Source organism: Mycobacterium sp. P2_H7 (assembly GCF_056403275.1).
Map to the genome: position 1 here is coordinate 14191 of NZ_JBFUFU010000004.1, position 22410 is coordinate 36600.

The window sequence follows — 22410 nt, forward strand, 5'->3', positions numbered from 1 at the left end:
TAGCCTGGTTGGTATCACGCCGAATCGGCTGCGATCACCAGGAGAACACGTGCGCACATCACGTTCGACATCCACCCGACTGGCCCTGGCGGCCGTCGCGCTGGGTGTGCTGACCACAGGGTGCGCCGGCCTGACGTCGTCGGCCGGCGCCACCGGCACCGCGACGAACGTCCCCACGGCCGTCGTCGACGAGAGTGCCACGGCGAACACGACGACGACTGCGGTCTTCGCCGGTGGCTGCTTCTGGGGTGTGCAAGGAGTGTTCGAACACGTCAAGGGCGTGACGCGGGTGGTGGCTGGATACACCGGAGGCGATGAGCAGAGCGCTCACTACGACGAGGTGAGTGGCGGCGGCACCGGACATGCCGAGTCGGTCCAGATCTCCTATGACCCCAACCGGGTCACCTATGGAACCCTGCTGCAGATCTTCTTCTCGGTGGTGCATGATCCGACCGAGATCAACAGGCAGGGACCAGACACAGGTACGCAGTACCGGTCGGCGATCTTCCCGCAGAGTGACGATCAGGCGCGCGTCGCCGCTGCCTACATCTCGCAACTCGGTGCGGCCCAGGTGTTTCCGGCGGCGATCGCGACCACCGTGGAAGGTGGGCGCACCTTCTATCCGGCCGAGGATTATCACCAGGACTACATGGACGCGAACCCGACGAACTCTTACATCGCCGTCAACGACATGCCCAAACTGGCCCAGCTGAAGCGTCAGTACCCGGCGCTCTACAGTGAGCAGCCCGTGTTGGCGAAGGGTTGAACGACGCGATGGTGACCTTGATCGGTATCGGTCTGGTGGGCGGGCTGATCACCGGAATCTCGCCGTGCATCCTGCCGGTACTTCCGGTGGTTCTGCTCTCGGGTGCCCAGGGTGCCCGCCGGCCCTACCTGGTGATCGCGGGGTTGGTTCTCAGCTTCAGCCTGGTCACGCTGGTCGGCTCCGCGTTGCTGTCCCTGCTGCACCTGCCGCAGGGTGTCATCCGCTGGGTGGGGCTGATCGCGCTGACGGCGATCGGCCTCGGGCTGATCTTCCCGCGCGTCGAGGCGCTGCTGGAGCGGCCGTTCGCGAAACTGCCACAGAAGCAATTCGCGGTGGGCAGTGGGGGATTCGGCCTGGGTCTGGCGCTGGGCGTGCTCTACGTCCCGTGCGCAGGTCCGGTCCTGGCCGCCATCGTGCTGGCCGGGGCGACCGGTCAGATCGGCTGGCCGACGGTCGCACTGACACTGTCCTTCGCCGTTGGTGCAGCCGCCCCGTTGTTGGTGTTCGCGCTCGCCGGCCGCCGGATCGTCGAGCGGGTGCAGGCGTTCCGGCGCCGTCAGCGCGAGATCCGGATGGTCTCCGGTGCGGTCGCCATCCTGTTGGCAGTGGCGCTGGTGTTCGATGTGCCCGCAGCCTTGCAACGGTCGATACCGGATTACACTGCGGCGCTGCAGAATACGGTGGGTGGAGACAATGTCGGCAGGCAGCTGGAGCTCAGCAACCAGGTGGACGATGCCAACGCCGACCTGTCCGGGTGCACCGACGGCTCAACCGAACTGCAGAGCTGTGGTCACGTGCCGGGCATCGGTGGCATCACTGCGTGGCTGAATACCCCGGGCGGTGCGCCCATCGATCTGAAGTCGTTGCGGGGCAAGGTGGTTCTCATCGATTTCTGGGCCTACTCGTGCATCAACTGCCAACGCAGCATCCCGCACGTCGTCGGCTGGTACAACGCCTATCACGACAAGGGGCTGGAGGTCATCGGCGTCCAGACGCCCGAGTACGCCTTCGAGCATGACAAGGGCAATGTGGCCGGCGCCGCTGCCGATCTGAAGATCACCTATCCGATTGCGCTGGACAATGACTTCACCACCTGGACCAACTTCCGGAACAAGTATTGGCCGGCGCACTACCTGATCGACGCCGACGGTGTCGTGCGGCACGTCAAATTCGGCGAAGGCGACTACGACGTGACCGAAAAGCTGATCCGCCAACTGCTTTCGCGGGCCGATGCGAAGGCCGCGCTACCGGCCGGCGTGGACGCCCCCGACACCACGCCGACGTCGATGCTGACTCCCGAGACCTACCTCGGGGCGGACAACGCGTCGAACTATGAAGGGTCCGGGGCCTATGTCCCAGGTCGGGCGAACTTCGACTATCCGCCCGAGCTCTCGGAGGACTCGTTCGCGCTGCACGGTGCATGGACACTGGACCGGCAATCGGCCACCGCCGACGGCGACGACGATGCCATCGCGCTGAACTACCACGCGCGCGACGTCTACCTGGTGGTCGGCGGGACCGGAACCCTCACGGTGACCCGTGACGGCCAGACCACCCGCATACCCGTGGCGGGGCCGCCGAACATGCGGCAGATCGTCACCAGCGACACCGGTGGGGCGGGACGCGTCGACATCGCGGTGTCCCGTGGATTGCAGGCGTACTCGCTCACCTACGGCTGATCGGTGCCACGGTACGTCGACTCGAGCACCAGATCCGGCAGGAGCGTCTGGTATTCGGCGTGGGTGGGATGTTCGACGGTCTGCCAGAGCGCGCCCTGCTGCTTCTTCATATAGGCGCGGTACTTCGGCGCGCCCGGCAACCTGACGTTGTCGGCCACCACGATCGATCCGGAGTGCAGCCAGCCGCGGTCCATGATGCTCTGCAGGTCGGTCAGGTAGGCGCTCTTGTCGTGGTCGATGAAGACGAAGTCCAGGGCGCCCGGTGCGAAACCCAGGGCGTCCAACGTGGTGCCGCCGTCGCCGAGGGTGCCGACGACGCAGGTCAGCCGGTCCGCGACGCCGGCGTGGGCCCAGATCCGACGGGCGATGTCGGCATTGGCCGCCGACAACTCGACGGAGAACACCCGAGCCGCTGGGGCGGCGCGGGCGATGCGCAGCGCGCTGTAGCCGCAGTAGGTGCCCAGCTCGAGCGTGATCGCGGGGTTGGCGCGCTGTACCGCGGCGTCCAGCAGCACGCCTTTTTCGTCACCGACGTTGATGAGGAAGGACTGCTCGTAGGCGAACCGGTCGATGGTGGCCAGCACGTCGTCGATATCGCCGCGCCGGGACTCACGCAGGACGTAGTCGGCCGCCGCGGCCTCGCGTCCGTCGCCGATCTGACCGGTCCTGCTGATGTTGCGGGCGCCCCACGCCAACCGCAGGAAGGACCAGCGCAGAAAGGGGGCACGCCGTGTGAGACCCATATCGTGACCTTACCCAGCGGGTCTGCCGTGTCAGGGCTGTGACCACGGCTAGACTCGCTGCGATGTTCGCCATGGAGGAAGGGGCCGGATGAGCGACGACGGCAGCCTCCATCTCGGTATCGAACCCCAGCCAGAAGTGGGTCTGACCGGACGCCCGCCCCGTGAGATTCCCGAACCCGCCGCGCTCAGCAGTCACGGTCCCGCCAAGGTGATCGCGATGTGCAACCAGAAGGGCGGCGTCGGCAAGACCACCTCGACCATCAATCTGGGCGCCAGCCTGGCCGAATACGGCCGCCGGGTGCTGCTGGTGGACCTGGATCCGCAGGGTGCGCTGTCGGCCGGGCTGGGTGTGCCGCACTACGAGCTGGACCACACCGTGCACAACCTGCTGATCGAGCCGCGGGTGTCCATCGACCAGGTGATCATCAAGACCCGGGTCAGCGGCCTGGACCTGGTGCCCAGCAATATCGACCTGTCTGCAGCGGAGATCCAGCTGGTCAACGAGGTGGGCCGCGAGCAGTCGCTGGCCCGTGCGCTGTATCCGGTGCTCGACCGCTACGACTACGTGCTGATCGACTGCCAGCCGTCGCTGGGCCTGCTCACGGTGAACGGTCTGGCCTGCGCCGACGGTGTCGTGATCCCGACCGAGTGTGAGTTCTTCTCCCTGCGCGGGCTCGCCCTGCTCACCGACACCGTGGACAAGGTGCGCGACCGGCTCAACCCCAAACTCGACATCAGCGGCATCCTGGTTACCAGGTATGACCCCCGCACCGTGAACGCGCGCGAAGTGATGGCCCGGGTGGTCGAACGCTTCGGCGATCTCGTCTTCGACACCGTCATCACCCGGACGGTGCGGTTCCCCGAGACCAGCGTCGCCGGTGAACCCATCACGTCGTGGGCGCCGAAATCCGGTGGCGCCCAGGCATACCGGGCGTTGGCTCGCGAGGTCATCTACCGGTTCGGCGTGTGACTGCCGAACCCGAGCCGGCCACCGCGCAAACGGGTTTCCGAGTCCGGCTGAGCAATTTCGAGGGTCCGTTCGACCTACTGCTGCAGCTCATCTTCGCCCACCGGATGGACGTGACCGAGGTCGCACTGCACCAGGTGACCGACGACTTCATCGCCTACACCAAGGACATCGGCCGCCAGCTCGAGCTCGATGAGACCACCGCGTTCCTGGTGATTGCTGCCACACTGCTGGACCTCAAGGCGGCCCGGCTGCTGCCCGCCGGTGAGGTGCAGGACGAAGACGATCTGGCGCTGCTGGAGGTGCGCGACCTGTTGTTCGCGCGGCTGCTGCAGTACCGGGCGTTCAAGCATGTCGCCGAGATGTTCGCCGAGTTGGAGGCTGCGGCGCTCCGCAGCTATCCGCGCTCGGTGGCCCTGGAGGCGCGCTTCGAAGAGCTGTTACCCGAGGTCACGCTGGGTGTCGACGCGATGCGGTTCGCCGAGATCGCGGCGTCGGCGTTCACCCCGCGGCCCGTGCCGACGGTGCGGCTGGACCACCTGCATGTGCAGTCGGTGTCGGTGCCCGAGCAGGCGATGCGGCTGATGGGGCTGCTGGAGACGCGGGGGATCGGCGGGTGGTCGTCCTTCGGCGAGCTGGTCAGCGGCTGCGACGTGATGGAGATCGTCGGCAGCTTCCTGGCGTTATTAGAGCTCTACCGTGCCAGGGCGGTAACATTCGAGCAACCAGAAGCGCTTGGTGTGCTCCAAGTTTCGTGGACCGGAGATCGGCCTACCAACGAACACCTCGCCGCCGCAGTGGAAGAAGATTGATGACCGACGACATGACCGACACGCAGCCACGTGTCGATCTGGGCACCGAGGTCGCCGACGAGTCTGCACACGACACCGAGGTCGAGCCGGAATCGCAGCCTCTGGAACTGCTCGAACTCGACGACACCGAACTGCTCGCGGTGCTCGAAGCGCTGGTACTGGTGGTGGACGCTCCGGTGCCGGTGGACGTGCTGGCCGCCACGGTGGAGCAGTCCGCCGAACGGATCGAGGCGCTGCTGCGACAGCTGGCCGCGGACTTGGCCGCCAGGGACAGCGGGATCGACCTGCGCGAATCCGGTGGCGGATGGCGGATGTACACCCGCGCCCGCTACGCCCCGTATGTGGAGCGGCTGCTGCTCGACGGCGCGCGCTCCAAACTGACTCGTGCGGCGCTGGAGACGCTGGCGGTGGTGGCGTACCGGCAACCTGTGACGCGGGCGCGGGTGAGTGCGGTGCGCGGGGTCAACGTCGACGCGGTGATGCGCACCTTGTTGGCGCGCGGCTTGATCATCGAGGCGGGCACGGACGGCGACAGTGGGGCAGTGACTTTCGCCACCACCGAGCTGTTCCTGGAGCGTCTCGGGTTGTCGTCGCTGACCGACCTGCCCGATATCGCGCCGCTGCTGCCCAATATCGATGTGATCGATGATCTGAGCGAAAACCTCAGCAGTGAGCCGAGATTCGCGAAGTTGAATGCGGCCGGACCGGCGCCTCAAGCGCCACCGGCCATTGATGTGGACAAGGACTGACATGACCGAGCCAGATGGCGTGCGACTGCAGAAAGTGCTGTCGCAGGCCGGGGTAGCCTCGCGCCGCGTGGCCGAACGGATGATCTTGGACGGCCGCGTGGAGGTCGACGGACGGATCGTCACCGAGCTGGGGACCCGGGTTGATCCGGAGAACTCCGAGATCCGGGTGGACGGCACGCGCATCCAGCTGGACGACGACATGATGTACCTGGCGATCAACAAAGAACGCGGGATGCACTCGACGATGTCCGATGATCGCGGGCGGCCCTGCGTGGGCGACCTGGTGGAGCACCGGGTGCGGGGTAACAAGCACCTGTTCCACGTGGGCCGGCTCGACGCCGACACCGAAGGGCTGCTGATCCTCACCAATGACGGTGAGCTGGCGCACCGGCTGATGCACCCGTCCTATGAGGTGCCGAAAACCTACGTGGCGACGGTGCTGGGCAATGTGCCGCGCGGGCTGGGCAAGAAACTGAAGGCCGGTGTGGAACTCGACGACGGCCCGGCCAAGGTCGACGACTTCGCCCTTGTCGACACCCTGCCCGGCAAGACGCTGGTGCGGGTGACCCTGCACGAGGGACGTAAGCGGATTGTGCGCCGGCTGCTGGCGGCGGTGGGCTTCCCGGTGCAGGCGTTGGTGCGCACCGATATCGGTTCGGTGAATCTGGGGGAGATGCGGCCGGGCAGTATCCGGGTGCTGACCCGTAAAGAGGTCGGCGAGTTGTTCAAGGCGGTGGGGATGTGAGTGAGGCATTGACGGTGGCCCTCGATGGGCCCGCGGGGACGGGAAAGTCCTCGGTATCAAGGGGTTTGGCGCACGCGCTGGGAGCCCGGTACCTCAACACCGGTGCCATGTACCGGATCGTGACACTGGCGGTGCTGCGTGCCGGCGTTGAGTTGTCCGATTCCGACCGCATCGCCGAAGTCGCCGACGACGTCGAATTGGCGGTCGGCTATGACCCCGATTTCGACACCGCTTTTCTTGCGGGAGAAGATGTTTCGCTGGAGATCCGCGGCGACGCGGTCACGGCGGCGGTCTCCGCCGTGTCGGCGATCCCCGCGGTCCGGGCCCGGCTGGTGCAGTTGCAGCGCGACTTGGCCGCCGGCGAAGGTGCGGTGGTGGTCGAGGGCCGCGATATCGGCACCGTCGTGCTGCCCGACGCGGACGTGAAGATCTTCCTGACCGCCTCGCCCGAGGAACGGGCACGGCGCCGAAATGCGCAGAACATGGCCAATGGGCTACCCGACGAGTACGACGCGGTGCTGGCCGACGTGTTGCGCCGCGATCATCTGGACTCGTCCCGTGCGGTGTCGCCGCTGCGCGCCGCGGAGGACGCCTTGATCGTGGACACCAGCGCGATGACCGAATCCGAAGTCATCATCCATCTGGAAGACCTCGTGGTACAGCGGGCGGGAGCATGCCCATGACCGACATCGATGCCGGTTCGCCGGCTGACGGCACCTGGTCCGACGAAAGCGACTGGGAGGTCGGCTTCTCGAACGACGACGACGCCGTCGAGGACGGCGAGCACGCTCCGCCTCCGGTCATCGCGGTCGTCGGCCGGCCCAATGTGGGCAAATCGACTCTGGTGAACCGCATTCTGGGTCGCCGCGAAGCCGTCGTGCAGGACATCCCCGGTGTCACCCGGGACCGGGTGTCCTATGACGCCAACTGGATGGGGCGGCGTTTCGTCGTCCAGGACACCGGTGGTTGGGAACCCGACGCCAAAGGCCTGCAGCAGAAGGTGGCCGAGCAGGCATCGGTGGCAATGCAGACCGCGGACGCGATCATCATGGTCGTCGACGCCGTGGTCGGGGCGACCTCGGCCGACGAGGCGGCGGCCAAACGGCTGCAGCGCTCCGGTAAGCCGGTGTACCTGGCGGCCAACAAGGTGGACAACGACCGCACCGAAGCCGAAGCGGCCGCGCTCTGGTCGCTGGGGCTGGGGGAGCCGCACCCGATCAGCGCCATGCACGGCCGTGGGGTGGCCGATCTGCTGGACGTGGTCACCGCCGAACTTCCCGAGGTTTCCGAGGTGCGCGGCGGCACCGGCGGCCCGCGGCGCGTCGCCTTGGTCGGCAAGCCCAACGTCGGCAAGAGCTCACTGCTGAACCGGCTGGCCGGCGACGAGCGCTCCGTCGTGCACGACGTGGCGGGCACCACCGTCGATCCGGTCGACTCGTTGATCGAATTGGACGGCAAGCCTTGGCGTTTCGTCGACACCGCCGGACTGCGTCGCAAGGTCGGCCAGGCCAGCGGACATGAGTTCTACGCCTCGGTGCGCACACACAGTGCCATCGACGCCGCCGAAGTGGTGATCGTGCTGATCGACGGCTCGCAACCGGTCACCGAACAGGACATCCGGGTGCTGTCCATGGTCATCGAGGCGGGCCGCGCGCTGGTACTGGTGTTCAACAAGTGGGATCTGGTCGACGAGGATCGGCTCTATCTGCTGGAACGCGAGATCGACCGCGAACTGGCGCAGGTGGCGTGGGCACCGCGGGTCAACATCTCGGCCGCGACGGGCCGTGCGGTGCAGAAACTTGTTCCGGCACTGGAGAAGTCGCTGGCATCGTGGGACACCCGAATCCCGACCGGCCGGTTGAACACCTTCATCAAGGAGATCATCGCGGCGACCCCGCCGCCGGTGCGTGGCGGCAAGCAGCCGCGCATCCTGTTTGCCACTCAGGCGACCACCCGGCCGCCGACGTTCGTGCTGTTCACCACGGGCTTCCTGGAGGCCGGGTACCGGCGCTTCCTGGAACGCAAGCTGCGGGAGACGTTCGGCTTCGAAGGAAGCCCGGTTCGGATCAACGTCCGGGTCCGCGAGAAGAGGGGCGCTCCGCCCAGGCGTCGGTAGCGGCGTGAGTAGGGTTGCCTGAGTGTCTGTCGCGCACATGGTGCTCATCGCGCTCGCCGGTGTCGGAGCCGGCGCGATCAACGCGATCGTCGGTTCCGGAACGCTGATCACCTTCCCGACGCTGGTGGCGCTGGGCTATCCACCGGTCACATCGACGATGTCCAACGCGGTCGGTCTGGTTGCCGGCGGGGTGTCGGGCACCTGGGGCTACCGCCGTGAACTGCGCGGCCAATGGGATCGGCTGAAATGGCAGATCCCCGCTTCGCTGCTCGGGGCCGGCGTGGGTGCCTGGCTCCTGTTGCACCTGCCGGAAAAGGTGTTCCAGCAGGTGGTGCCGGTGCTGCTGGTCGCGGCCCTGGTACTGGTGGTGATCGGGCCGCGTATCCAGGCGTGGGCACGCAACCGTGCGGAAGCCTCCGGCCGCTCGGCAGAGCACGTCACACCCGCACGGATGGCGGCGCTGGTCGCGGGCACCTTTGCGGTGGGCGTGTACGGCGGCTACTTCACCGCCGCGCAGGGCATCCTGCTGATCGCCGTCATGGGCGCGCTGCTGCCCGAGGACATGCAGCGCATGAACGCGGCCAAGAATCTGCTGTCGTTGCTGGTCAATATCGTTGCCGCGGTCGCCTACACACTGGTCGCGTTCGACCGCATCAGCTGGGCGGCGGCGGGCCTGATCGCGGTCGGATCGCTGATCGGCGGCTTCCTCGGCGCGCACTACGGACGGCGGTTGTCGCCGGGGGTGCTGCGCATCGTGATCGTGCTGGTGGGATTGATCGGGCTCTATCGTTTGTTGTCGCTGTAGTCTGGCCGACGGCTTTGTTATTGGGAGGACATCAGATGGGTGAGCGCACACTTGCGGCGTCGCCGTCCGAGTTGTCCGCGCTCGAGCCGTTCTGGCCCTCACGGCGGTCCATGGCTTTCGACGAGTGGTGTTGTCGGCGTTCCTGACGCCCCCCACCCGTCCTTCCGGTCACCGCCTGGTGACCGCACCCCCTGAAAGCAGCCATGCGTTCGCTTCTCATCTTCACGCTCGTCGGTGTCGGCGCCCAGATGGTCGACGGCGCCCTGGGCATGGCGTTCGGTGTCACCGCGTCCACGCTGCTCGTGCTGTCCGGGGTGGGGGCGGCGCAGGCCAGCGCCGCGGTACACCTCGCCGAGGTCGGTACGACGTTCGCGTCGGGGCTGTCGCACTGGAAGTTCAAGAACATCGACTGGGCCCTGGTCGCGAAACTGGGGGCGCCCGGAGCCGTCGGTGCCTTCCTGGGGGCGACGGTGCTGTCGTCCCTGTCCACGGAGCAGGCCGCCCCGTTGATGGCGGCGATCCTGTTGGGAATCGGTCTCTATGTGCTGCTGCGTTTCTCCATGCGCACTCCTCTGAACTTCGGCGCGCGGGGAACTAGCCACAGCGCGAAATTCCTTGCCCCACTTGGATTGTTCGGTGGATTCATCGATGCCTCGGGCGGCGGCGGCTGGGGCCCGGTGACGACGAGCACGCTGCTGTCGCAGGGCAAGACGGCGCCACGTACCGTGATCGGTTCGGTCAGTGCATCCGAATTCTTGGTATCGGTGTCGGCGTCGCTGGGCTTTCTGATCGGGCTGCGACAGGACTTCCTGGAAAACTGGCCGGTGGTCGTCGGGCTGATGGTCGGCGGCGTGGTCGCGGCGCCGTTCGCCGCATGGCTTGTCAGCCGGGTCAGTCCCGCGTTGTTGGGCACCGGCGTGGGCGGGGTGATCGTCCTGACCAACAGCCAGAAGCTGCTCAAGTACTTCGGTGTGCAGGCGCCCGCGTCGACGCTGGTGTACGCCGCGATCGTCGCCGTCTGGGTGTCTCTGGTGGTGTACGCGTGGCGGGTGTCGCGCGCACCGCAGCTCGCACCGGGTGGCGCTGAGCCCGTCGTATCAGAAGTGGTCGCGCGCTGATTCCTGCTCCACGACCGCTTCCAGGTCGTCGAGGCGGTCCATCGAGGAGACGGCTCGCCGGGTGCGCATGTTATTGGACAACATGTCGCGGTGGCGGTGCGTGAACGCCCAATAGCCTGCTGTGAACGGGCACGCGTCCTCGCCATGGCGCTTCTTCGGGTCGAAGGCGCAGTCGCCGCAGTGGTCGCTCATCTTGTTGAGGTAGGCGCCGCCGGAGGTGTACGGCTTGGTGGCCAGCAGACCGCCGTCGGCGTGCTGGCTCATCCCGATCACGTTGGTGGGCATGACCCAGCGGAACCCGTCGACGAAGGCGGTGGCGAACCATTCGGTCAGCGCGTCGGGGCGGTAACCACGTTGCAGCGCATGGCTTCCCAGCACCATCAGCCGCTGGATGTGATGAGTCCAGCCGCGGTCACGCACACCGGCGAGGGCGTGGTGCAGGCACGCCGCGGTGACGGCGTCGGCATCGAGGTCGGCCCACCAATCAGGTAGCGGGGCACGGGCATTCAGTTCGTTCTCGGCGGTATAGCCGGGGCCGAAGTGCCAGTAGAGGTGCCACATGTATTCACGCCAGCCCAGAATCTGGCGGATGAATCCCTCCACGGCGGCCAGCGGGGCCTGTTTGTCGCGATACGCGCGTTCGGCTGCTTCGACGGCATCCAGCGGGTGCAGCACACCGAGGTTCAGCGGCACCGACAGCAGGGAGTGCGACATGGCCCAGTCCTCGGCCATGATGGCGTCCTCATAGCGGCCGAACAATGGCAGGCGGTGCTCGATGAAGCGGTCCAGGGCCCGCTTGGCCTCGGCGGGGGTGACGGCGAACAAGCGGGGACCGTCGACGCCCACGGTGTCGAGATTCATCCGGTCCAGGTCACGGCGCACCTGGTCGTCGATCTCGCTTTCGCGCGGCCGGTAGGGCGCGGGCGCGTCGAGGGTCGATTGCTTCTTCGGCGGGGACTCGCGGTTGTCCTCGTCGAAGTTCCACCGGTTGCCCACCGGATCGGCACCGTTCATCAGGACGCCGAACCGGCGGCGCTGATCGCGGTAGAAATCCTCCATCCGGAAGCGGGTGCGGTTGGCCGCCCACTCGGTGAAATCGCTGCGGGATAGCGCGAACGTCGGGGTCGGCAGTACCTCGGCCACCATTCCTTGCGACTTGAGCCGGTGGACGAACTTCTCGGCGGCATGTGAGGTCGGCTCGTAGACCAGCACCTTGCGTCCGTAACGTTCGAGGGCGTCGCTGTAGGTGTCGGACTTCATCAGCATGGCGCGTTCGCCCAGGTCGCGTTCGGCGTGCCGAAGCGCCGACAGCACCAGGTGCAGTTTCTGGCGGTGATAGCGGCGACGGGCCAACGCCGAGGTGGCCTCGACCAGGAGAATCTCGCGGTGGGCATGCTCACCGCTGTGGGCGGCCGGGCCCAGTTGATCGGCGAACAGCCAGAGCGGAGTGTCGTCGCGCGTCACCATGTCGAGGGTAGGCGCCGATGCCGATGGGGCGATTGTGGTCGGGACCGGGAGCTGAGGTAGAGTTTCGCTCGCTGCCGGCGATCCCGGCGGCACCGCGGGCTGTGGCGCAGCTTGGTAGCGCACTTGACTGGGGGTCAAGTGGTCGCAGGTTCAAATCCTGTCAGCCCGACAGCGGAGAAGTAGCAGGTAGAGGGCGGTTTCCAAAGCGATTCGGGAGCCGCCTTTTCTGTGTCCAGAGCGCCGTTGACCGCAGTTTTTGACCGCAGCCAGTTGCTCTCGGATATACCCGAAAATCGCTCAACACTCGTCACGTAACGCCGGGATGCGGCCCAGCTGTGTTAGACCAAATTAAGCGGCTCGCGACGGAGGATTTCAGCGATGGACTCAGTGCCCTACCCCGGGATGACGGACTGGCCGCCGATGAGCCCGCAGCGGGCCGTCGAGTTCTTCTGGGCCGAGAACGGCACCGGCATCGACGGTTGGCACTGGCTCATCGAGTGGTCGACGTCCTCGTTCTACATCAAGTCGATGAACCCAGCGCTTGAGGGAGCGAAGGTAAGCATCCACGGCCCGGACCCCAAACATCCCGGAAAGCAGCACCTGCGTTACGACCGGGTATCCGACCCCGAACTGATCGAGAAAGCGATGCAGGCCGGAGGACGGTTCCTCACTGACGTCGAGGACGGCCCAACCTACTTCTCCGGGCGCGAGGTCCGAGAAGATGCCGGCCACATCGTCCGATTCTGCGCAGAGCGGGAACCGTTTGTCGGAGACGCTCCGCCTGCTGGCGGTTCGAGGTGGCCCAAGGAGAAGACTAAAAGTGGGCGTGTGATTCTTCCGGTGCCCAAAGAGGGCGACGCCACCTACCTCGACGTCTATCTCAGTTTCGACAAGCCGTATTGGCCGGACGAGGAGAAGGTCAAGGCTACGCAGTCCGGGGTAGGTCCCATATCCAACTCCTCGGGAATGCATCTAACTCTGGTCGTCGTCAGCGCCGCATCCAAGCCGGAACTAAACCCTTGCGGCGATCTGCGCGGCGACACTCCCGTAGGCGAATGCCTCCGCGGCCTCACTGCCGGTGTCGATGGGGATGGCGTGCTTTGGCTGTGCGAACAGCTGATATCGCCAGACATCGCTGACGGCGTGCCACGTCACTACTAGCCGACTTAGCGTCGGCTGGACGGCCGGGCCCATCTCAGAATGCGGAACGCCCGCTCCAGCTGATGCCTGCCCGCGGGTGGGTTTGGAATCCACTAGTGGATCGCGTGCCCACTGGTGACAGAAAGTACCCATATATGCCCAAACTTCCATGATGGAACTATCCGCCTAAATGCGTCATTTCCCTTGTAGGACTGGGCTTTTCACGAACAGCGATTTATGGTCGCCTCATGACCACTACAGCAGTCGCCAGCCCGCCAAAGCCCGCCGATATCGAGCGTGCGGCGCTTGACTTACTCGTCCGGGCACCCGAACTCGCCACCGGCCGGACGGAACTCAGGGAGGTGCTTCAGGACCTCGCGGGGGCACTGCAGCTCGCCGGAGCACTCGCCGGACTCAGCTGGGACGACGCCCGCATGGTCGTGGCATCTATCGCCTTTGACGCCGTGATGGTGGACGATCCGGTCGGCTCGTTGCGTCACCGGGCAAACGCTGTCGAAGACGGGTGGTGGGGATCCGGATTCCTCGACGATCAGGCAGGCGTTGCCCACGCGATCCGTACCGCGGCCGACGTCATCGAGATGCTGTGACCGCGCCGGAGATCGACGTGAAGCACAAGATCCGGACGGTGCGGGCGCGCGCGAAGCGACTGGGCTTCCGCCTCGTCGTACGTGGAGAGTCAATGTCGGTTTGGGACAAAGAGCAGGTTGTTCGGCTGGGCGACATCGACACCGTCGGGGTGTGGATCGCAGACCAAGTAATCCCGCACTACCGCGCTCCTGGACCACAGCCTGAGGCCCCACCTGCATCTTGGGCGCCGTGGCTGGATCTGTTCGTTGATGAGCTGACAGCCGCTCGGCGCTCTCCGGACACCATCGCCAAGCGCACGGAGCACCTCGTGACCTTCGCGCGGGCGCATCCCCGCACGTCGCCATTATCCGCAAGCCGCGATCAATTGATCGCGTGGCTTGGCACCCCGCATTGGCAGCCGCGGACGGCACACGGTGTGCGGTCCAGCCTGCGGGTTTTCTTCCGATTCATGCACGAACGAGAGCATCGGCGAGATAACCCGGCCGCCACGCTCCCCACCATCTCGCTTCCGAGGTCGCTTCCGAGGCCATGCCCGGACGCAGTCGTTCGAGAGGCCGCGGCGGGGGCAACCACAGCCGTGCGTTTGGCACTTCGGATTCTCGTTGAAACAGGAATGCGCCGGGCAGAGGTGGCGCGACTCAGGCCGGCCGATGTCGAGGGGCAGTGTGGCAAGTTCCAGGTCCGTGTCGTGGGCAAGGGCGGCCACGTTCGTGTGATTCCGATTTCCGACGACCTGGCGGCGCGACTTCTGGCGGTACCAACCAATCATGTGTTCCCCGCGTACGGCGGCGCCGGTAGCGGTCCGATCACCCCACGACACCTGGGCACGCAGATCACCAGGGCCCTGCCGGACTCGTGGACTACTCACACTCTCCGGCACCGATTCGCCACCGCCGCCTATGTCGCTTCGGGCGACATCCGTGCCGTCCAAGATCTTCTTGGCCACGCGTCACCAGCTGCAACGGCGATCTACACCAAGGTCGCGGATGAGGCGATGAGGAAGGCCGCAGCGGCCGCCTACATGGAATTCTGACCTCATGTGAGGGACATCGGGTCCCCCTTCAAATGCTGCGTGGGGTCGTGGACACGCTGTCCACGACCCCCGACGTTCCCTCGGGTCAGCTACAGCACCGTATCGAGGATGTTGGCGGCCACCGGGATTGCCGTTTGCGGGCCAGGGGAATGGGTGGGGCGGGCGGGACTTGAACCCGCGACCTCGCAGATTATGAGTCTGGAGCTCTGACCGACTGAGCTACCGCCCCGTATTGCCCGGGCGTTGCCGCACGCGCGGCAACGCTCAGCGTATGAGCGGGACGGAGACGATCACGGGGAAAGGTTACCGCCGCGCATGCGTGAGGGGCGCCGTTAGGGCAGGCCAGGCCCTATGTCGTGTTCACTTTTTCTCGGGGGGAGAGGCCCCAATGCCGTGGCCTGGGGCCGGGCGAGGCTGCCCGCGACTTTGGAGGGGCCCCTCCCCTTGCCTGGGGGTGTGCTCCGGCCGGGTGGGGGCGCCGGGGTTGGGCGGGCGGGCGCGGGATGGCGCTGAGCTGTGTACGCTACGTCGGCGTCAAATCCCCGACCAAGGAGTCGCCAGTGACCCAGATGAGCGGTAGCGCCGTCAGTTGGCTTCCATCCGAGCTTGAGGGCGCTGTGATGCGACTCGGCCGGGCTGATGAGCTAACTCTCGAAATCGCCCGATTGGCGATGAACTGGTCGTACAACGGTGGCAACGGCTCAACGGTGGTCAAACAGGTGCGCTCCGCCACCAACCCGGGAATGTTGGACGCGGTCGTCGTCAGCATCAAGCCGGTCCCGCCGAGTGCGGCGTTACGGTTCAGTGAGGCCATCAACCACCTACGAGCTGCCCTCGACAATGTGGTTTTCCATCTCGTCACGACCGCACGTGGGCAGGCGCTGCCAGATGACCAGGCGCGGAAGGTTGCATTTCCGATTCACACCCAGCAGTCGAAGTTCGAAGAATGGGCTCAGCGAATCGTCCGGAAGATCCCCGAGTTGGGGGACCCGACATCCGTTCTCTACCAGCGCGTCGAGTCGCTGCAGCCGTACGCCAGCACCGCCGATATCGCGTCGATGCCTGCTCTGCTGGCGGCACTCTCGGGCGTGTCGGCCGAGAATGTCCACGCCCTGCTACTTCTGCAGGGCTACTCGAACGAAGACAAGCATCGGGCCATCCGGCTGGCGGAACCGCGGTCGAGCATTCAGCGCAGCGACGTGTCGTTCTACTCGACGGATCGATCGATGCAGCCGATTGAACCCGGCGACATCCTGGCGAGTACCCGGGAAGGTGAGCCGATCATGTTGGAATCAAACTCGGGGCTGCATGTGGAGCGGCCGGACACCGGCACCTGGGTGTCACCCACCGGAGAGTTGGCGCGCCTGCACGACTACGTCGCCCGCGTCGCAATTCCTACCCTCATCACTGGGTCAACGACCGCTGCTCCGCCGCTGCCGTTCAGCGTCGACCTCAGCGACAATGGCCAAACGCTTGCGGACCGGATCAGCGGCGGTGGGCATGTCGATGCCCACGCGCGCGGCGGGATCGAGGCGCAACGCTTTGCCGATGAAGCTAGGCGTAGAACGCCCGAGATCCTCCGGACGGAGGAGTCCGAATAGCGGCTCCCAGTTTTTAGAGTGTCCGAGGAAACCTTCAAGTCGAGGGTCGGCGAACATGCTGCTGAGGCGCAGCGTCGCCCGTACCCTATGAACTGATGTCCAAGCAATTGAGTGAAGAGGCTGCCGCCGCGACGGAGTCACCGCCGCGCGCTGATCGCGATGCGGACGTCAACGAGGGCTTCGTTGAACCTGACGAGGTTGCCCGGTTGTTGGCTAAGCACACCCGCCGATGGGCTGGCGTGCTTGAGCGACTCAAGTGACGGTCTACCTGTCAACTCAATCGCTGATTGACATCAACGCCGAGCAGGACGGCGCCGTCGGCGTCCGCGACATGGATGGCGTCGAGTCCGCCGCTTATCGCCCTCAACGCGGGTCCGGCGATGTCGACTTTTTTCCCGACATTTGGGCTAAAGCTGCAGCACTCCTGCACGTCATCGCGGCTAATCAGTACTTCCACGACGGCAACAAGCGAACCGCGTGGTTGGCCACCAACATCTTCCTCGAAGCAAACGGTTACGAACTTCCGCATATCAATGACATCGACGCCGAAATCTTCGTTCAAGCCATCGGCCAGGACATCTTTAAGACCGAGGACGATCCGAACGCCTCCGTCGGGAAAGCGGCCGAGTTCTTGCATACCGCGTGGGACCGGCAGCGCGCTGGAAATGCCAAACACCATCGCCTTGAGTACGTGTTCCTAGCGGAGGGCGTCGAAGCGTTTCGCAACGGCGTATTCCACGTCGTGCGAGGCGGCATATCCACTTTCATTGTCCAGGCCGCTCCTGGAGTGTTTCCCGTGCCAATCGAGTTCGTCGTACTAGGGCGCCTGCACTGGAATGCCGGCGACAACATCATTGCGCACACGTTGACCGCGACAGTCGTTCCGGAACCAGGAGGAAAGCGCATCAACCGTCCGTCTACGACTCTGGAGCTTGCGCAGTTTTCACCGCCGCCGAGTGAACATCCTCAGCACGCTCAGTCAGGTCTGCTGCCCATGGTGTTCCGGATTCAGGTGAATCCGGTCTTTGTGGCCCCCGGACGCGCAACGGTCGAGCTGAGCCTCGACGGCGAGCTGATTGCGGAGTTGCCGTTTCAAGTTCAGCAGATGACACACGCACCGGCGACTCTCCTCGCGTAGGGGAGTCCGGCTGCCCTTCGAAAACCCAGTTCTATCTCGGCAACCCCGAGGCTGCGCTCTCAATGCGGTCCGGCGGCTTCACTACGCGGTTGGGGTCGTTGATGGTGACGGGGCCGTTGAAGACCGCGCCGGTGCTGGAGGAGTTGTTGCTGTTCTGGTTGGTCGTGATGTTGTCCCCTCCGGTCTGGGAGTTCGGGAGGAAATCGGACACGTTGGGCAGGAGGGACCCGAGGGTGTCAGCAACCGCGCCACCCCCGCCCCCGCCGCCGTCACCGCCGCCGAATCCGCCATCGCTAAAGTTGCCCGGCCCGGGCGACCCGCCGAGGCCGTGCTGGGTGCGGTTCGGGTTGCCGTCGCCCTTCTGTCCCCAGTAGCCCTGGCCCTGCTTGGCGTCCGGGCCACCGAAAGCGTTCTTGAGCAGCCCGCCAACGTAATTGGCGCCGCCGGTGAACAGCTTCCAGATGCCCCACTCCATCGGGTTGGAGAAGACAGATCCGTCGAGACCGAACATCTCGAAGACGCCGCCCAGCATGTCCTTGCCAAAAGACTTCAGATCGGGGGCGCCGCCGCGTCCGTCCTTACCGCCGCGTTCAGCGTTCCGGGCGCCGCGATCAGAGACCCGCTGGTTGACCTCCTCCTGCATGGAGGCTTCGTCATCGAGCGCGTCCTGGTGCTCCCGCTTCGCCTTATCGAGGCGGTCCTGGGCTGCATTGCGAGTGCTGTCCTTCGCGTTGGCAGGTAGCTCATCGAGGTGCTTCTGAGCCGTCTCGATGGACTTGGCGGTGTCGTCGATCTTCTGCGTGGCGTTCCGCAGTGCTCGCTGCTCGGCGCCCGTGGGGCCGCTGCTGTAGCCGCCACCCCCGCCGCTACCGCCAGCTCCGCCGCCGCCGAATCCGCCGCCACCGCCGCCGCCCGACCCCTCGGGGTACATCGCGTCCATCGGGAGGTACATGTGCTGGTCAAACTGGGAGTCGCTCGCCCCGGCCGCACCCGCGCCGACAGTGAAGATGCCGTTCTTGCCGCCGCTTTCAACGTTCCGGCCGTCCGGAAGGGTGGCGGCCATATGACCGTCGTTCGTGCCGGACCCGTGGTTGTACCAGCCAACCTGGAACGACCCTGCCGGGCCGGTTCCGCGCTGGAATCCGCGCTGCGCCAACCATTCCTCGGCACTCTGCGTCGTCATCAGTCCGCCGCCCATGTCGCCGAGGGCCACGTTGACCAACTTTGCGATCGACCCGGAGCAGTCGTTACGGAGGTCCTGGCTGTACGGGGTTCCCGCCATCGCGTCCGCAGCGTCCGTAAGGTCAAGCAACCCGCCGCCGGAGAACCCCGGCACCATGCCGCGGAGCATCCCGAGCGGTGGGGTCCAGCCCTTGTTCATCGCGTCGATCAGCGACCAGTTGCGGCGCGTGGACGACTCGGTGTTAATCGACTCCCCGTTGGACACCGCGATGGCGCCGCCGCCAAGGACGCGGGCGATGATGTGGTCGCTCGTGCCGCTACCGGGACCGGAGATCCGGCCAGATGGGGAGACGTGACCGCCGCCCGCGCGACCCGGAAGTTTCATCGAGGGCATCGCGCCGGGGTCGACCCCCATCTGCACGTTCCGGATCCACTGCTGGAGCTGAGAGTTGTAGTCATCGATCGCCACACGAATCTTCACCTCGGGCGTTGTTCCCTCGATCTGCTCCACCAGCTGAGTGAACCGGGCCTTGGCCTCGTCGGTAGCGGCCACGACCTTGACGGTGCCGTCGGGCAAGCGGTCGACGGTGTAGCCCAGATCTGTGAGGGTCTTGCGGGCAGCGTCATCGAGGACGTTGACCACAACCTCGGTGCCGGTGGGGACGTCCAGGATGGCGGCTCCAAGGTTCTTGAACCGGGCAGCGCCCTCAGCCGTGGCCTTCCACGTGCCGAACTGCGCTTCGGTCAGCGCGCGTTGGGACTCCGCACCCTTCGTATTCTGGCGGCGCAGCTCGTTGACGTTCTGCGCCATCGTGATGATCGACTCGGCGCCGTCTGGCATGACGTCGATGAGGGTCTGCAGGCCCTCGATCATCGGCTTGTAGTCTTTGTTGGCGTCCCGCTGCTTGCTGTTGTAGTCCTGGATCGCGGTGTTGACGATGTTCCAGCCATTGCCTTCGCGGACAAGGGCGTTGGTGAGCTGGTCGCGGCTGACGCCCATCTTCTGCAGCTCGGCCGCCATGTCCGTGGGGATCTGGCCGGCCGAAATCCCGTCCGATACGCCCTGGGCTGCGCGGGCCTTGATGATGTCGTACGCCTGCTGATTGCCCGTCCGGGTCGCCGCGTCTACCAACAGCTTCGGATCCACGCCATAGTCACGGGCCCGACCAATATCACTGGTCCCGTACTTGTCCACGACGCCGAACCGGTCCGCCGCCTCCTTGCGAGTCTGCTCAGTCGTCCGGCCGGTTGTGGCATCCAGCGTCTGCTGCAACCGCACTTCCGCCTCACGCTGGGCTTCTGCCTTGGCTGCCGCGTCCGCGTGTGCCTGACCTACCAGTGCCATCGCTCCGGTGAGCCCCATGATGGCGACGCCCCAGGGGCCGCCCAGCATGGACAGCAGGCCACCGCCCGCGATGGAGAGGCCGGACATGGCGGCCTTGGCGCCCCCGACGACCGGTGACATTCCGCGGATGGCGCCGCCAGCGTCGGCGGCGGCCTGCCGCATCCGGCCCATAGGTCCTAATCCTTGAATCATCTGGTCCCGCAGGTCCTTTGCGTACTGTGTGGACAACTGATTGGACTTGGCGAAGTCCTTGGCCTTGGTGGATCCGTCGACGTACGCCGCGCGCATCTGACCGAGCGGCCCGAGGGTGCCCTGGGCCTGACGGGTGTAGAGGCCCTGCTGAGTCACCAGCCCGGTGGTCTTGTCTGTGACGTCGGATAGCGGGCCCGTGAGGTCCGCCACGATGCTGCGGGTGCGCCCTATGACGTTGTTCACGCCGTTGATGACGGGGGGCAGCAGCTTCGCCTTCGCGACGAACAGGGCGATACCGGCCATGAGACCTGTTGACAGCCACTGGTTGTCGCCGAGGATGTTCGCCACCAGTTTGAGTGGCGGTTCGAGCACCTTGACCGCGGCCGCCAGAGCGGTCCACCCCGACACCACAACGGTCCCGGCGCCGACGGCAAGAGCCTTCACGGCCTGCGCGGCAGCGGGTGCCAGATCCTTTGCAGCACTGGCGATATCACTCCACGCGGCGCCGATGATGCGGAGTCCGCCGTTGTTTCCGCCGTCCTTGAGCTTGTCGAAGACGGTCGCGACGCTCTGGAGGAGGGGGACGAGCTTCTCGCCGCCCGCCTGGACCATAGGCTTGATCAGTTCGTAGAACGACAGTTTGGCGCCGTCGGCCGCGTTGCTGATCTTCTCCAGCGTTCCCGGGACGCCCTGCATGTTGGCGGCCGCCATCTTGTCGGCACCACCGAGCTTGCGCACCGCCTCGCCCATCTGGTTGAGCGTGTCGACGCCCTGGTTGCCCGCGATCATGGCACCGCGGATCGCATCGGTGCCGAAAACCGTTGCAGCAGCGCGCTGAAAGTCGTCCGGCCGCATATGGTTTGCGGCCTCGCCGATCTGGCGGAACATCTCCGGCATACCGACGAACTCGCCCTGCGCGTTGTGCAGGCTCAGGCTCAGCTCATCCATCGCGGCGGAGGCCTGATCGCTCGGGTTCGCGATATGCGTCAGCATCGTCTTCAACGACGTACCGGCGTCGGAGCCGCGGATGCCCGCCTTGGCGAACAGCCCGAGGACCGCGACGGTGTCCTCCATCGAGATGCCGAAGCCGTGAGCGACGGCAGAAGCCTGCTGCATCCCCAGCATGAAGTCCGGGACCTCACCCTGGGCTGCGTTCGCCACGTTGGCGAGAGCGTCCGCAACACGGTTGGCCTGGTCTGCCCCGAGCTGGAAGCTATTGAGGATGGTGGCCTGAGACTCCGCTGCGGTGGCGGCGTCGATCTGAGCGGCAGCGGCCAGCCGGAGGGTACCTGGGGCCGCAGCGAGGGCCTGCTGCATCGTGAGGCCGCCCTTGGCCAGCTCCAGCATGGCGGCGGCCGCGTCGGCTGCTGAGGCCCCCACGATCGTGGTGTCGGCACCGAGCTGGTGCGCAATGTCGCTGGCGTTCTTCATCTCCGCCGCGGTGGCGGAGGTGACGCCCTGTAGCCGGTTGAGGTTGGTCTCCATGTCCACGCCCGCCATGACGGCGCTCTTGACTCCGGCGATGAACCCGCCACCGATCGCGAGCGCGGCACCGGCTCCCAGAACCCGCTTGAAGCCAGTGACGAAACGTGATCCGGACTCCGTCCCCGCGCGTTCCGCGGTGGCCGCCATGTCACCGCCGAGCGGCATAACGGCGGCCATTGGCCGGCCAGTGGCCAGAGACTTCTGTGCGGCGATCTGCGTTGCTTGGGCGGTCGTCAGCTTCTTGGTGGCAGCGGTGAGGTTGTCCGCCGTGATGGTCTGGGCGCGCTCCAGCCGGTTGACCGTCTCGATGGCTGCGGCCCGCTGCGCCTCCGTCGCCTTGGCGTTCGCCGAGACCTGCTGCTGCCGGACCTGCGCAACAGTGAGGCGCCCCAGTGCGTCCTCATTTACTTTGTTGGCCTTAGCAACTGAGGTGGTGTGCTTCTCGATGTCGCGGAGGCTCTCGACGACCTTGCGGGACGCCGAGGTGAAGGACGATGCCATCTGGCCGCCCATCACCTTGGTAGCGCGGCCGAACCGTTGCTCGGCGTCCCGCCCGATCTTCTCGACGCCCTGGGCCAGCTTCGACGCCTCAGGCATGAGTGGCACCCAGATCTGAGCAAGCTCAACAGCTGTCGTCACCGACGACTCCTCTGGTTAATGGGCGGGGTGGCCCGGTGGCGGCGCTGGTCTCCACTGCCAAACGGCGCACGCGACGTGA

General features: G+C 65.9%; 19 protein-coding genes and 2 tRNA genes. 17 read left to right on the plus strand and 4 right to left on the minus strand.

Translation table 11 applies throughout. The features are described from left to right. The first annotated feature begins 49 nt into the window (after positions 1–49). Positions 50–766, plus strand: a complete 717-nt coding sequence (gene msrA / locus AC1DY7_RS04385) for a peptide-methionine (S)-S-oxide reductase MsrA (protein WP_477492441.1) — start codon at positions 50–52, stop codon at positions 764–766. Between the two features lie 8 nt (positions 767–774). Then, a complete protein-coding gene (locus AC1DY7_RS04390) occupies positions 775–2445 on the plus strand; it encodes a cytochrome c biogenesis protein CcdA (protein WP_477492442.1) in 1671 nt (556 codons plus the stop codon). On the opposite strand, the gene AC1DY7_RS04395 is transcribed toward AC1DY7_RS04390, so the two are convergent. Continuing rightward, complete coding sequence (locus tag AC1DY7_RS04395; protein WP_477492443.1) at positions 2436–3188, minus strand: O-methyltransferase; 753 nt, start codon at positions 3186–3188, stop codon at positions 2436–2438. The two genes, AC1DY7_RS04390 and AC1DY7_RS04395, sit on opposite strands and share 10 nt — an antisense overlap. An 88-nt stretch (positions 3189–3276) precedes the next feature. Between AC1DY7_RS04395 and AC1DY7_RS04400 the strand changes: the two genes are divergently transcribed. The 8 genes from AC1DY7_RS04400 (at position 3277) to AC1DY7_RS04435 (ending at position 10500) form a co-directional block, all read left to right on the plus strand. After that, entirely contained in the window at positions 3277–4158 is an 882-nt protein-coding gene (locus tag AC1DY7_RS04400; protein ID WP_477492444.1) for a ParA family protein, read from the plus strand. Next, complete coding sequence (locus tag AC1DY7_RS04405) at positions 4155–4967, plus strand: segregation/condensation protein A (RefSeq protein WP_477492445.1); 813 nt, start codon at positions 4155–4157, stop codon at positions 4965–4967. The genes AC1DY7_RS04400 and AC1DY7_RS04405 overlap by 4 nt, the downstream gene beginning before the upstream one ends. Further along, positions 4967–5716 (plus strand): SMC-Scp complex subunit ScpB, encoded by a 750-nt coding sequence (gene scpB, locus AC1DY7_RS04410; protein ID WP_477492446.1) that lies wholly within the window; start codon positions 4967–4969, stop codon positions 5714–5716. Before AC1DY7_RS04405 ends, scpB begins: the two co-directional genes overlap by 1 nt. A gap of 1 nt (position 5717) precedes the next feature. Then, on the plus strand, positions 5718–6461 hold the full coding sequence (locus AC1DY7_RS04415) for a pseudouridine synthase (protein ID WP_477492447.1): 744 nt from the start codon (positions 5718–5720) through the stop codon (positions 6459–6461). Continuing rightward, positions 6458–7144: a (d)CMP kinase gene (cmk, locus tag AC1DY7_RS04420; protein WP_477492448.1), complete on the plus strand. Its 687-nt coding sequence runs from the start codon at positions 6458–6460 to the stop codon at positions 7142–7144. The genes AC1DY7_RS04415 and cmk overlap by 4 nt, the downstream gene beginning before the upstream one ends. Beyond that, complete coding sequence (gene der, locus AC1DY7_RS04425) at positions 7141–8577, plus strand: ribosome biogenesis GTPase Der (RefSeq protein WP_477492449.1); 1437 nt, start codon at positions 7141–7143, stop codon at positions 8575–8577. The genes cmk and der overlap by 4 nt, the downstream gene beginning before the upstream one ends. A gap of 22 nt (positions 8578–8599) precedes the next feature. Further along, positions 8600–9382 carry a sulfite exporter TauE/SafE family protein gene (locus AC1DY7_RS04430; protein ID WP_477492450.1) on the plus strand — a complete coding sequence of 261 codons (783 nt, stop codon included), beginning with the start codon at positions 8600–8602 and terminating at the stop codon, positions 9380–9382. A gap of 203 nt (positions 9383–9585) precedes the next feature. Next, on the plus strand, positions 9586–10500 hold the full coding sequence (locus AC1DY7_RS04435) for a sulfite exporter TauE/SafE family protein (protein WP_477492451.1): 915 nt from the start codon (positions 9586–9588) through the stop codon (positions 10498–10500). Here AC1DY7_RS04435 and AC1DY7_RS04440 read toward each other — a convergent pair. Further along, a complete protein-coding gene (locus tag AC1DY7_RS04440) occupies positions 10480–11967 on the minus strand; it encodes a cryptochrome/photolyase family protein (RefSeq protein ID WP_477492452.1) in 1488 nt (495 codons plus the stop codon). The genes AC1DY7_RS04435 and AC1DY7_RS04440 overlap by 21 nt on opposite strands. A gap of 95 nt (positions 11968–12062) precedes the next feature. On the opposite strand from AC1DY7_RS04440, the gene AC1DY7_RS04445 reads away from it, so the two are divergent. From AC1DY7_RS04445 to AC1DY7_RS04460, 4 genes are all read left to right on the plus strand, one after another. After that, positions 12063–12136, plus strand: a tRNA-Pro gene (locus AC1DY7_RS04445). A 209-nt stretch (positions 12137–12345) separates the two neighbouring features. Further along, entirely contained in the window at positions 12346–13128 is a 783-nt protein-coding gene (locus AC1DY7_RS04450) for a hypothetical protein (protein ID WP_477492453.1), read from the plus strand. 227 nt (positions 13129–13355) lie between these two features. After that, on the plus strand, positions 13356–13715 hold the full coding sequence (locus AC1DY7_RS04455; RefSeq protein WP_477492454.1) for an amino acid aminotransferase: 360 nt from the start codon (positions 13356–13358) through the stop codon (positions 13713–13715). Further along, entirely contained in the window at positions 13712–14749 is a 1038-nt protein-coding gene (locus tag AC1DY7_RS04460; RefSeq protein ID WP_477492455.1) for a tyrosine-type recombinase/integrase, read from the plus strand. The genes AC1DY7_RS04455 and AC1DY7_RS04460 overlap by 4 nt, the downstream gene beginning before the upstream one ends. A gap of 154 nt (positions 14750–14903) precedes the next feature. On the opposite strand, the gene AC1DY7_RS04465 is transcribed toward AC1DY7_RS04460, so the two are convergent. Beyond that, positions 14904–14978: transfer RNA gene (locus AC1DY7_RS04465), tRNA-Ile, on the minus strand. A gap of 331 nt (positions 14979–15309) precedes the next feature. Here AC1DY7_RS04465 and AC1DY7_RS04470 point away from each other — a divergent pair. From AC1DY7_RS04470 to AC1DY7_RS04480, 3 genes are all read left to right on the plus strand, one after another. Further along, positions 15310–16350 (plus strand): hypothetical protein, encoded by a 1041-nt coding sequence (locus tag AC1DY7_RS04470; RefSeq protein WP_477492456.1) that lies wholly within the window; start codon positions 15310–15312, stop codon positions 16348–16350. Between the two features lie 95 nt (positions 16351–16445). Further along, complete coding sequence (locus tag AC1DY7_RS04475) at positions 16446–16610, plus strand: hypothetical protein (RefSeq protein ID WP_477492457.1); 165 nt, start codon at positions 16446–16448, stop codon at positions 16608–16610. Continuing rightward, positions 16607–17488 (plus strand): type II toxin-antitoxin system death-on-curing family toxin, encoded by an 882-nt coding sequence (locus AC1DY7_RS04480; RefSeq protein WP_477492458.1) that lies wholly within the window; start codon positions 16607–16609, stop codon positions 17486–17488. Before AC1DY7_RS04475 ends, AC1DY7_RS04480 begins: the two co-directional genes overlap by 4 nt. A gap of 31 nt (positions 17489–17519) precedes the next feature. On the opposite strand, the gene AC1DY7_RS04485 is transcribed toward AC1DY7_RS04480, so the two are convergent. After that, a complete protein-coding gene (locus tag AC1DY7_RS04485) occupies positions 17520–22193 on the minus strand; it encodes a phage tail tape measure protein (protein WP_477492459.1) in 4674 nt (1557 codons plus the stop codon). Between the last annotated feature and the right edge of the window lie 217 nt (positions 22194–22410).

Bases quoted from the DNA above. Each gene is read 5' to 3' on its own strand.
- AC1DY7_RS04390 (WP_477492442.1), top strand. From the start codon at position 775: ATGGTGACCTTGATCGGTATCGGTCTGGTGGGCGGGCTGATCACCGGA.
- AC1DY7_RS04395 (WP_477492443.1), bottom strand. From the start codon at position 3,188: ATGGGTCTCACACGGCGTGCCCCCTTTCTGCGCTGGTCCTTCCTGCGG.
- AC1DY7_RS04400 (WP_477492444.1), top strand. From the start codon at position 3,277: ATGAGCGACGACGGCAGCCTCCATCTCGGTATCGAACCCCAGCCAGAA.
- scpB (WP_477492446.1), top strand. From the start codon at position 4,967: ATGACCGACGACATGACCGACACGCAGCCACGTGTCGATCTGGGCACC.
- AC1DY7_RS04415 (WP_477492447.1), top strand. From the start codon at position 5,718: ATGACCGAGCCAGATGGCGTGCGACTGCAGAAAGTGCTGTCGCAGGCC.
- der (WP_477492449.1), top strand. From the start codon at position 7,141: ATGACCGACATCGATGCCGGTTCGCCGGCTGACGGCACCTGGTCCGAC.
- AC1DY7_RS04435 (WP_477492451.1), top strand. From the start codon at position 9,586: ATGCGTTCGCTTCTCATCTTCACGCTCGTCGGTGTCGGCGCCCAGATG.
- AC1DY7_RS04440 (WP_477492452.1), bottom strand. From the start codon at position 11,967: ATGGTGACGCGCGACGACACTCCGCTCTGGCTGTTCGCCGATCAACTG.
- AC1DY7_RS04450 (WP_477492453.1), top strand. From the start codon at position 12,346: ATGGACTCAGTGCCCTACCCCGGGATGACGGACTGGCCGCCGATGAGC.
- AC1DY7_RS04455 (WP_477492454.1), top strand. From the start codon at position 13,356: ATGACCACTACAGCAGTCGCCAGCCCGCCAAAGCCCGCCGATATCGAG.
- AC1DY7_RS04475 (WP_477492457.1), top strand. From the start codon at position 16,446: ATGTCCAAGCAATTGAGTGAAGAGGCTGCCGCCGCGACGGAGTCACCG.
- AC1DY7_RS04485 (WP_477492459.1), bottom strand. From the start codon at position 22,193: ATGGCATCGTCCTTCACCTCGGCGTCCCGCAAGGTCGTCGAGAGCCTC.